At 45.2% G+C, this 10,836-nt stretch carries 9 protein-coding genes and 1 tRNA gene; 8 read left to right on the top strand and 2 right to left on the bottom strand.

The genetic code is table 11. The features are described from left to right. The first annotated feature begins 63 nt into the window (after nt 1-63). The 3 genes from TBC1_RS09355 to TBC1_RS09345 all read left to right on the top strand — a co-directional run bounded on the left by TBC1_RS09355 (nt 64) and on the right by TBC1_RS09345 (nt 5,291). Nucleotides 64-2,856: a hypothetical protein gene (locus tag TBC1_RS09355; RefSeq protein WP_062041282.1), complete on the top strand. Its 2,793-nt coding sequence runs from the start codon at nt 64-66 to the stop codon at nt 2,854-2,856. Nucleotides 2,857-3,703: 847 nt separating this feature from the next. Continuing rightward, a complete protein-coding gene (locus tag TBC1_RS09350) occupies nt 3,704-4,264 on the top strand; it encodes a hypothetical protein (RefSeq protein WP_137305557.1) in 561 nt (186 codons plus the stop codon). A gap of 220 nt (nt 4,265-4,484) precedes the next feature. Further along, on the top strand, nt 4,485-5,291 hold the full coding sequence (locus TBC1_RS09345) for a T9SS type A sorting domain-containing protein (protein WP_062041275.1): 807 nt from the start codon (nt 4,485-4,487) through the stop codon (nt 5,289-5,291). Nucleotides 5,292-5,552: 261 nt separating this feature from the next. Here TBC1_RS09345 and TBC1_RS09340 read toward each other — a convergent pair whose 3' ends face one another. After that, complete coding sequence (locus TBC1_RS09340; protein WP_062041273.1) at nt 5,553-6,869, bottom strand: T9SS type A sorting domain-containing protein; 1,317 nt, start codon at nt 6,867-6,869, stop codon at nt 5,553-5,555. 506 nt (nt 6,870-7,375) lie between these two features. Next, nucleotides 7,376-7,449: transfer RNA gene (locus TBC1_RS09335), tRNA-Asn, on the bottom strand. A 323-nt stretch (nt 7,450-7,772) separates the two neighbouring features. On the opposite strand from TBC1_RS09335, the gene TBC1_RS09330 reads away from it, so the two are divergent. The 5 genes from TBC1_RS09330 (at nt 7,773) to TBC1_RS09310 (ending at nt 10,437) form a co-directional block, all read left to right on the top strand. Beyond that, nucleotides 7,773-8,252, top strand: a complete 480-nt coding sequence (locus tag TBC1_RS09330) for a VOC family protein (RefSeq protein WP_201781647.1) — start codon at nt 7,773-7,775, stop codon at nt 8,250-8,252. 66 nt (nt 8,253-8,318) lie between these two features. Further along, on the top strand, nt 8,319-9,170 hold the full coding sequence (locus TBC1_RS09325; protein WP_062042937.1) for a DUF6265 family protein: 852 nt from the start codon (nt 8,319-8,321) through the stop codon (nt 9,168-9,170). Between the two features lie 16 nt (nt 9,171-9,186). Further along, nucleotides 9,187-9,540, top strand: coding sequence for a DUF2200 domain-containing protein (locus tag TBC1_RS09320; RefSeq protein ID WP_062041269.1), 354 nt, complete (start codon nt 9,187-9,189; stop codon nt 9,538-9,540). Between the two features lie 37 nt (nt 9,541-9,577). Beyond that, nucleotides 9,578-10,000: a DUF1801 domain-containing protein gene (locus tag TBC1_RS09315; RefSeq protein WP_062041267.1), complete on the top strand. Its 423-nt coding sequence runs from the start codon at nt 9,578-9,580 to the stop codon at nt 9,998-10,000. Nucleotides 10,001-10,062: 62 nt separating this feature from the next. Further along, nucleotides 10,063-10,437, top strand: a complete 375-nt coding sequence (locus TBC1_RS09310) for a GxxExxY protein (protein ID WP_062041264.1) — start codon at nt 10,063-10,065, stop codon at nt 10,435-10,437. Nucleotides 10,438-10,836 lie beyond the last annotated feature (399 nt).

The following is a 10,836-nucleotide window of genomic DNA, read 5'->3' as shown; positions in this document are numbered from 1 at the left end:
TCTGTTGTCCGGACTAATAACGCATTATTCCTTATTGCATGTTTTACCATAAAACCGAAAAGTATGAAAGCATTATTACTTATTTTCCTGTTGGCCATAGGGATAAGTATCCAGGCCCAGGTTGCCGTCAATACCGATGGCGCAGCACCCGATAATTCGGCAATGCTGGATGTTAAAAGCACTACCAGGGGCCTTTTGGCGCCCAGGATGACCCTCGCCCAGCGGAATGCCATCGTATCACCGGCCACCGGCCTGATGATTTATCAGACAACCGACATTCCGGGTTATTATTACAATTCAGGAACCCCTGCCGCTCCGGCCTGGTTACTCGTGGGCAGCAATGCGGGACAATGGCTGAACAATGGAACGAGCATTTACTATAATCTTGGAAATGTCGGTATCGGAACATCAACCCCGGTTGAGAAACTGCATGTAGATGGTTACTATCATCTTTCCAATGCTACCAATTACCCTTTTATCAGATTTAACAATACTTATGTTAATGGAAATGCCGGGTTGGAATTCAAATATAATTCTGTAAACAAGGCCTGGATCTATTACAATTGTTTCGATAATGCATTGTATATCAATGCTGATAATGCTATGGGTTATAGTCCTGACCTTCTTGTCAAAAGTGGCGGCAATATCGGAATCGGTACATCAGTGCCCTCTGCCAGATTGCATGTGATTGAGAATACCCCCGGCTACACCGCGGCATTTGGTGTGCCCGTAAGTTCCTGGACAACAGGCACCAATGTTGCGATTGGAAATGACAATGAAGATGCGGTGCTCTATGTTGGTCAGGCTCCTATGCATGAAGGATTCCTGATATGGCAATATAATACTGATCCGGCCCTGGGATATTACAGCATCGGGACCTACAACGGGAGCAATAATATGACCCTTCAGGAATATGGGGGCAATGTCGGCATCCGGACAGCTTCACCGGCTGCCTTATTTCATGTTGCGGAAGATAGTCCCGGTTATACGGGTTTGTTTGGATCGCCCATCAGTACCTGGGGTTCGAGTACAAACTTAAGCATCGGAGATCCGGACGGGCCATCTGTATTATACATCGGGCAAAGTCCCAGTAATAAGGGATTCCTTTTCTGGCAGAATGCCACAGATCCTGCTAATGCATATTACAATATAGGCACCTATTCCGGCGCAAATCCACTGGTACTCCAGGCTGCGGGTGGCAATGTCGGCGTTGGTGTCAGTGCTCCCGTTGCCCGTTTTCAGGTTGCAGAAAGCGGGTCAAGTTATACCGGTCTTTTTGGTACGCCAATCAGCAGCTTTACTACAGGTACAAATCTATCCATTGGAGATGATAATGCAACTTCTTTGTTATATGTCGGACAAAGTACTTCCAATAAGGGATTTTTAATCTGGAATTATAATGCAACAGCGAGCAATGCATTTTTTGGGATAGGTACCTATTCGGGTAACAATCCATTAATTTTTCAGCAGGCCGGTGGCAATGTCGGAATCGGAACCTCCGCTCCCAATGGCAGACTGGATGTAAGGGTTGATAATAATGGATATAGTCAATTAGGCTACAGTGCTACTATCCCCAGTTATTTTTATCACTATGAACTGGAATCTGATGGTGACGGGCAAACTGCACTATATGGTTTTAGATCCCGTTCGACACAGAATGATGGAACGGGCTACGCGTATTATTTGAGCAACTCTGCCTTAAGAGGGTACTCTTACTGGGGGGATGTTTATTCTTTTGGAACAGCCGGATATAACTACAACGATTATACGCGCTGTGGCGGTGTTTTGGGAGCATACCAGGGTGGTAACTATTGGGGCTCGCTCGGATATAAAAACAGCGGCAGCACCACCTATGGCGGATATTTCACCAGTTATACAAGTGGTGCAGGAAAATCTCCGGGTCAGGCTGATACCGGAATCGGAATAGGCGCCTGGGGAGACCTTATGGGGGCCGATATTCACGGCAAGGTTTATGGCTTATATGCCGAAGGGGAAAACTATGCCATGTTCTCGAATGGTGATGTTTATAAAAACAAGCTGGATGTGCATCTCCAGGAAAACGGAACAGGAACCAATACCGTGCTCTATACCAATGTTTCAACAGATGTCACCGTGCAGACCAGCGGTGTGGCGACACTTTCAAACGGAAGGGCAAACATTGCCTTTGACCCGTCCTTTGCCGCTGCCGTTTCTGCTGACGCACCTGTTGTTGTTACAGTAACTCCGATTGGTAATTCCAACGGAGTTTATCTCGCTGAAGTTTCAGGCGCCGGTTTTACAGTTGTAGAGAACAATGCCGGAAAAAGCAATGTAATGATAAATTATATTGCTATAGGGAAACGGTCAGGATATGAGAACCCCAGCCTGCCGCGCGAAGTTATTGATGCCGGATATACAGGCAAACTGGCAAGCGGGCTGCACAACGATGCCGACACTCAGACAAACGGGGAAGGCTTATATTATGAGAGCGGCCAACTGATAGTGGGAGTTCATCCTTCGGTGATGCCTGATCCGAATAAACCTGCTGTAGAAACGATTCTTCCGAAACCCTCAATAAGACCTGTTAAGAGTGATAGAAATGAATACAATGCAGTTGGCATTGGGAATCTTGAACCGGTTCTGACCCGGGAGGCTGTTACAGAAAAATCTTCTGTTGCCAGCCCGGCCGGTGGAACAGGAGAACCAGAAGAAACTCAGTCAAAGGCTCCCGCTAAAGTGATTCCGGCAATCAATACCGCCGGCAGTGGCAATGGAGTGGCCGAACCTGTACAACCGCCAGCTCCGGTAAGTGCTCCGGCGAAAGGGAGTGCATCAGAAAAAAGCGGCGACCTTTCACAACCGGTGCAGAATAAATAGCCGGTTGGCTAAACCAGGCAGGAAAAGTTGCCCAGATTCAATAAATGGGATTCATTCAGCATAACCGGAGAATGAAAGTTATGTTTGAATCCTTAAGTGAGATCCTGCGTTTTGACCGCTATCCGCCATTCAGGTATCTGCCTGTTGGCGGATAGTACTTTTTACCGGAAATGGCCTACTTTCATTGAACAGGCAAACTTGCTTTCGTAATGGAAACTGGTGAACAATAAGAGGTTTGTGGTTGCTCTGGAAAAGAGACTATATCGCTCGTGTGAAAGCCTATTTTAATCCATTTTTCAGATTTTTAACCGGTGAATTCCGGTAACGGAATGTAAAAATATTATCTCAGGGAAATTTTCCTTTACAGTGATAACAATCCACTTTGCGGGGGCTGCCGGATTATGCCAGAATAATTGATCCCGGCTGTTGGCTATGGTTGCCATGAAGCAGCAATCCGCGTAATAATGCGAAGCCCCGGGCAGAGCGAGGGTGAAGTAATAAAGAACCTGAACGTATTCAATTTAAAAGGGGGTAGAATTTATATTTACCGGTAGATTATGACAATGAATTCGTAAGTGCCTGCGGTAAATCCGGGTTTTTTATAGTGTGTTCCGGCATGAAATTCCCGTCCTATTTCTGACCGGGAAAGTATAATTGTAAGGATACGGGAAATATAATCAGATCCTTTGATATAGCATTTGATCAGCTATTGCATGTATCCGGACTTTTGAAGGGCAGTATATCTTTTTGAAACTGACACGCTGATATCTTTTGCCCTTTAATCAGAATATCGATATACTTTAATATGAATATTTTTATTATCTTTGATAATACAAAACGACAAGACATGAAGCAGAAACTTCTCTTTTCATTGATCGGGGCAATCATCATTTTTGCCTGGCAGTTTTTATCTTATGCCATGCCCAACTTTCACAGGGCGGCATCGACCTATACACCGGCCCAGGACAGCATTCTGCAAATGCTTGAAGAGGCCGGGCTTTCTCAGGGAATGTACTTGCTGGGACAGCCTGATCCATCGCTGAGCAGGGCTGAACAACAGGCTTCGATGGACAAGCTGGAAGGTAAACCCTGGGCTGTAATTAATTACCAGAAGGCAAATTCCATGAGTATGGCCATGCCGATGATCAGGGGATTGCTGGTGTGCTTTGTAATTTCTTTCCTTCTCTTCTGGTTGTTCCTGCAACAAAAGAATCCAACCCTGACCAACCGCTTGTTGCTTGCGCTTGCAGTAGGAATGATCGGGTTCTTCTTTATCCCTTATGCCAATTTTATCTGGTATAAAGCGCCTGATATATTTGCCCATTTCGCCGATGGTATTGTTCCCTGGCTGATACTTGGGTTTTTAGGACACAAAATGGCGGCTTTAAAAACAAAAACAGTGAACTGATCAGAAAATGGAACCATAAGAAATTGTACTGACGACCCTCAGGGAATCAGAAAAACCTATGAAATCAGCTGAAGGTTCCACTAAACCAGGAATTGAAAAGGCAGCGGTTTACAAGGCAATTCAGGTACTGAAAAAAAGAGGAAAAGATTGCCTCACCTAAGGTCTGCTGCTCCACTGCCAGGTAGGTCATCACACGCTAAGAAGACTTACATATTGGGCCATGACCGATTACGAAATTCAACGCACAGATGGAATTAACACATACAGCCGCGGAATTGAAGACTTTCCGGGCAGCGTAGCCTGGTTTACCGGTTTTGCAGCTGATGCAAATGGTATTGTGTGGGTTGGAACCTGGTCGCAGTTTACCAGCACCGGAAGCACTTTAATACGTCTTAACACCAACACGGGCGCCTTCCAGACCTGGTCATATGATGAAGGATGGCCATTCCCCGGGGAGCATGTAAGACCCCTCACCATTACACCCGACGGGCTGCTGTGGATGCAATACGATTCTGAGTATCCCTCAACTGACGCCGGAATTTTATGGTACGATGGTGAGAATATTGGCATTTACCCCTCATCACCAGGGGGAATACCCCAGTGGGGTGGCCTGCCAAACAGTACCATCAGCGATCTGGAAGTAAAAGTTACAGACAATGGTTATGAATTGTGGATGAGTTGCCTTGGAAGGGGAATTGCCGTACTGCAGGTCATCAATGATCCTGTTGGAACATCTCACCTCACCAGTTCAACATCAAAAACAGGTCTGTCCGCTTATCCGAATCCTGTTTCAGATAAAACAGTTATCAGATTCAGTACATGTCATTCCGGAGCTATAACGCTTTCGTTTTACGATATGCACGGAAAAAAAGTGAAGGAAATCAGCGAAAATATTTTCAAAGCAGGAAACAACACCCTGGAGTGGGACCTGTGTGATCAAAGCGGAAGAAAGGTTGCTCCCGGCATTTATTTTGCCAGGTTCTCAGATACTGACCGGTCGGCCTCAGCAAAAATCGTTGTCAGGTAGTGCTGGTTATTTGTTTATCCTCTAATCAGGTATTCAGATGGTGCGGGCCGTGGAAGGTTTGATGTCAGATCAGGATTCAGTCAGAAATTCATTATTGAGCAGGCATTAAATCTTCTGTTCCAGCCCGTTTATCAGTGTTCATGATTTGCATTAATCAGATGGATCTTAAAGCCTGTCTTTTCAGGTATTGATCAGATATGCAGCTAGTAAAACAAAAATTGCATGGGATGTAAAAATCTGTTCAACGGCTGAATGTTCTGATCAATGGTTTACAATCCACTTTGCACGGCCTGATGGCTTGTTTCCCGACAGGACTTCCAGAATATAGACCCCGTTTATTAAAGCGGATGCATCCAGTTTAATCCATCCACCGGAAGATCTGACGGAACGGCTGTAAATCACCTTGCCGGTCAGGTCTGTAACCCGGAGCCCTGTAAATTTCAGGTTTCCATTCTGCGGCAATCTTAACAGGGCTTCGGCATCCGATGGATTGGGAATGATTGTCAACCGGGCATGTTCAGTCAGTGTTTCATTGGTGGATGTCAGTATCCCGGTATATTTATAAATCTCATTGTATCCTGATTCTCCGCCACCCAGCCATCCTGTGGCCTCATCGTAAAATTCAACCGCTCCGTTTGACAATATGCTGGATTTGATAATGAACAGATTGCTGAACATATCCGGGGTGAAATATACCCTCATTGAGTTTTTGTATGCGGTTATCACAAAACCGCCATCAATCCCCTGCACACAGCTCATGTCCATTATATAGTATCCCGCCGGGAATGATACCGGCTCCAGGGTAACACCGCCGTCGTTGGTGATGAAAAGCTGATTGGTATTTACAGATCTGTTCCAGACCGCTCCATGCTGTGCTGTGGAAAAACACACGCCAAGATCAAGGCTTGCATTCGGAACCAGTTCTGTAGCTTCCCAGGTCAGGCCTCTGTCGGCAGAGCGGAAAAGCCTGGCCTTGCTGGTCGTAAACCAGACAGAATTCCCCACGCCGGAATAACTATGGTTCAATCCCATTTCATCCGGCAGGATATCAGGGATGTCAGAAGAGGGGACCCTTGACCATGTCGTTCCGCCATTGTGTGTAAGTTGTATTTCAAAGTAACCATCCCTGGGATCTCCCACCGCGAGCCCTGAATCTGCGCTGAAGGCATGGTAGAAATTGATAAAACTACCGGTAAACTGCGTTGTGATCATGTTGGACCAGTTAGTACCGCCGTCGGTGGTTTTCCATATGGAAGGATCAGTGCTGCCATCGGAATCTGCAAACACGAAGAAACCGGTATTTGCATCCCACCCGCATACAGAAACACATTGAGGAATGCCGGGAACCGGGATTGTGTCAAAGATCCAGGATTCACCGCCATCGGTGGTCTTCACTGAAAAAGGACAAGGTAATCCATTCTCGTGGAACGTCCCGATCCAGACATGATCCGGGTCTGTGATGGCGTAATAATATGGCCAGTATCCCACGCCGGGATAATTCAGCGGCTGAGGCACAAACTGGCACAAACCTGTGAGTGCCAGGCAAAAAAGAATGCAGGTTAAAGCTAAATGTTTCATGGCCTTGATTGATTGAATGGTGAAAAATCCTGTAACTGTGTTATCCGCTTATTAAACCGGATACGCTGCCGCGGAAGGAAAAAGAAGGAAGTGAAAAGAAAGGGGAGAAACAACAATCCTTCAAAGGCAGTTCTCCAAAATTCATTCTAATTTACGGAAAAATCCGATTAAAAGCAAGTTCTTCCAGGAATAGAAAGTTATTATTTGCGGGGAAAAGACAGGTAAAAACCGGAGGCTATGAACACCGAATTAAGCCGGGAGAATTTAATATAAACAGAAATTTGCAGATCGATATTCTCTTCACCTGCTTTGCTGTTTTGCCGGATCCCGAATCGGTCCGTTTACGGAATGAGCGGCCGATTAATCATGCAGGTGCGGGGTTACAGGCAATTGAACTTAAGTTAAAATTAGAATATGCGGCCAATTGAGACAGGTTCTGCTCTAACCGACTGATTATATCTGCGATAGAAAAAAAGCCGGCATTTCTGCCGGCTTGTCTTTTCTTGCTCCCCCTGCTGGACTTGAACCAGCGACCCTCTGATTAACAGTCAGATGCTCTAACCAACTGAGCTAAGGAGGAGTGTTTTTCCCTCAAAAGGGACTGCAAAATTAAAGCTAAATTTGAAATATACAAGCGGCTGAAGAAAAAAATTATTCAAAAATTGCTTTGAACCGGCCAGAGTTTTTTTTCGTTGAAAAACAAGTTTATACATTGTTACTTTGCTGAAGAGGGTCTGGAAGTATTGTTGATGCGTGACCCCTGCATAAGAAAGCAGACCATGCAATCAGATTTAACCATGCAATATTCCTGAAATCGTTATGTTTGTTCAATGTGAAACGCAGCAGGACTGATCAATACAGGTTTATTTGTCCGCTGGAGACTATCAGTCAAATTCCCGGGCTATGAAACAGATCATTTTGCCCGCCGGATTGTTATTCTTAGGTTCTATTGCCATTGGACAAGGCAGAAACGATAAAGAAATGGAACAGCGTATTACATTTATTACATTGGGAGTCAATGATATAAATGCATCCATTGACTTTTATGAAAATAAATTCGGGTGGAAGCGTTCCGCTCAGGGCAGCGACGACCTGATCGTTTTTGAACTTTGCGGTCTTTACCTGGCATTATATCCCAAAAACGCGCTGGCGCATGATGCCGGTGTTGATGCTGTTGGACAGGGTTTCAGAGGGTTTACGATTTCATATAACGTCAGGAGTGTGCAGGAAGTTGATGACCTGATCGCTGTGTTGAAAAGCAGGGGCGTACACGTGGTGAAAGAACCGCAGAAAGTCTTTTGGGGAGGCTACAGCAGCTACATCGGAGATCCTGACGGAAATCTATGGGAAATTGCATACAACCCTTACCTGAAACATGAATAGCCGATTCCATCCGTGCCCGTCATGCTGGACCTTATAAAACCGTCCTTAACCAATCCACATAAAACCATGAAAATCCTGCTTTCAATTATCGCAGCATGCATAACCTCAATCCCTTACGGACAACCGGCTTTCCCCGGCTTTCTGCAGGGAACCTGGAAAACGGAAAACCGCGATACCTATGAACATTGGGATAAACTCAATGAATCCTCGCTGAAAGGGTTCGCCTATAAGCTGGAGGAGGGGAGAATCCGGGTAACCGAATACCTTGAAATCGGCCGGAAAAACCAGGATGTGGTTTACACCGCCACACTTGCTGACCAGAATCAGGGGGAAGGAGTAGATTTTAAGCTTGTCGCCGCTGAGGGAGTCTGGAATTTTGTCAATCCCGTACACGATTTTCCCCAAAAGATTGTTTACCGGGAACTTTCGGCCAATGAAATATTTGTGGAAGTTTCCGACGGAGCCGGTAAAGGGTTTTCCTATAAAATGATCCGGCAGTATGTGCAGGATACCACTTCCGCCAATCCCGCTTACGATGCTGCACTGGCCGGCAGGCTGGGCGGAGATGACTACGGGATGAAGTCTTACTTTCTGGTTATCCTGAAGACCGGATCGAATACTACTGCGGAAAGGGAATTGATAACCAATAGTTTCAGAGGGCATCTGGATAATATCAGCCGCCTGGTGGAGGAAAATAAACTGGTGGTCGCCGGGCCTATGGGGAAAAATGAACTTCAATACCGCGGAATCTTTATTCTGCATAATATCCCATCGGAAGATGAGGCCAGGGCGCTCCTGCTGACCGACCCGGCCATTAAAAACGGATTGCTGGATTATGAGTTATTCAGCTGGTATGGTTCCGCCGCGCTTCCCGAATACCTGCCGGCTTCGGAAAAAATCTGGAAACTGAAACCCTGAGCCCAATAACAATCGAATGAACGCAAATACAAAAATCTTCAGGATGCCTTTTTCTCAGGTATATCCATTTTACATTGCGAAAGCGGAGAAGAAAGGGCGCAGCAGGGCCGAAGTGGACCAGATCATCTGCTGGCTGACCGGATATAATGCACAAGCCCTGCAACAACAGCTTGACAATCAGACTGACTTTGAGCATTTCTTTTCAGGTGCGCCGCGGATCAATCCTGATGCATCCAAAATTACCGGAGTTGTTTGCGGCATCCGGGTGGAAGAAATCGGGGACAAGCTGATGCAGCAGATCCGCTATCTCGACAAGATGGTGGACGAACTGGCCAAAGGCAGGCCTATGGAGAAAATTTTACGGAAATAAATTCAGAAATTCAGTATAAAATATTAAAAATCAGCATATGGCAGAAATCAAAACCAGGCCGGTTGACACGGACGTACATGAATTTATCCGGACATTTGCAAATACAGAACAAAAAATTGCTGACAGCTTTACATTGCTGAAGCTGATGGAGGAAATCACCGGTTATCAACCTGTTATGTGGGGGCCTTCCATCATCGGGTTTGGCAGTTATCATTACAAATCGGAAAGAAGCCGGCAGGAGGGCGACTGGCCGCTGGCAGGGTTTTCGCCGCGTAAAGCAGCCATTTCATTGTATGTTTACGCGGGCGCTCCGGGTCAGGATGAAATGCTGAAAGAGCTGGGTAAGTACAAGATGGGCAAAGCCTGTATATATGTTAAAAAGCTGGCTGACATCAGGCAGGATGTCCTGATCAGGCTGATTCAGTCATCGGTGGATTACCTGCGTAAGAAATACTCTTGAAGTTGAGAGAAAAAGCCACGAATGCACGAATATCATGTATTTTTTGATAAAATTTAGTTTGTATGAGTGATATAATTTTTAAAGAGGAAAGCTACAGGTTAATAAGAATTTGCATGGATGTGCATAACAATCTGGGTGCAGGATTTCTGGAAATTGTATATAAGGATGCATTGGAATATGAATTTGTCAAAGCAGGTATTCCCTTTGAAAGAGAAAAGAGATATGATGTGAAATACAAAAGCATTATTCTTCCTCACAATTTCTATGCTGACTTTGTTGTGTTTGATAAGATTATTTTAGAAGTAAAAAGCGTATCTACAATCAGGGAAGAATTTGTTGCCCAGTCCATCAATTATTTGAAAGTATCAGGAAATAAACTGGCATTGCTGGTGAACTTTGGTGAGTCCAGGCTAAATTATAAGAGAGTTGTCCTTTGATTGTTACTCAGCAAAAACTCCATTCGTGCATTCGTGGCTTCCTGATTCTGAAATGTGAAAGTAAACCTGTATTTTTATGTCAAAAAGCTGGCTGACATCAGGCAGGATGTCCTGATCAGGCTGATTCAGTCGACGGTGGAATATATGCGGAAGAAATACCCCTGAGGGTAAAAGAGAAAGCCACGAATACACGAATAATTTGTAATCTTCCTAAAGAACAGCCATTATGAGTGATATCCTGTATAAGGAAGAAAGTTACAGGTTGATAAGAATTTGCATGGATGGTAATAACAACCATTGAGCATGAATCCGACTTGATCGTGTCAGGTAATAAATGGCATTGCTGTTGAACTTTGGTGAGTCCAGGTTAAATCATAAGAGAGTTGTCCTTTGATTGTT

Source organism: Lentimicrobium saccharophilum, from assembly GCF_001192835.1.
Classification (GTDB): Bacteria; Bacteroidota; Bacteroidia; order Bacteroidales; family Lentimicrobiaceae; genus Lentimicrobium; species Lentimicrobium saccharophilum.
Note: the sequence above shows the minus strand (reverse complement) of the source record. Positions and strands in the feature narration are given on the sequence as shown.